1 protein-coding gene is annotated in these 256 nt (G+C 41.4%); it reads left to right on the top strand.

The annotated features are described in order from the left end of the window. Positions 1 to 256, top strand: a 256-nt coding sequence (locus tag AAEY83_RS16685; protein ID WP_351060869.1) for a hypothetical protein, incomplete at both ends; no start/stop codon positions are given.

Genomic DNA, 256 nt, shown 5'->3' on the forward strand with positions numbered 1-256 from the left:
CTACATGGTTGATGCGATTTCGCAGGTAAAACAGTACAACAAAAAAGGCGAGCTAATTCGCGAAATTACATTACCAGGCGTGGGTACTGCACGTGGTTTTGGCGGTAAAAAAGATCAAACAACGCTTTATTATTCGTTCACTAACTACAAAACACCAGGTACTACTTATACGTTTGATGTAGCTACGGGTGACTCGGGTGTTTATCGTAAGTCGGCTATTGATTTTAATAGCGATGATTACACGTCTGAGCAAGTG

The organism is Psychrobacter sp. TB20-MNA-CIBAN-0197 (assembly GCF_040309765.1).
Classification (GTDB): domain Bacteria; phylum Pseudomonadota; class Gammaproteobacteria; order Pseudomonadales; family Moraxellaceae; genus Psychrobacter; species Psychrobacter submarinus.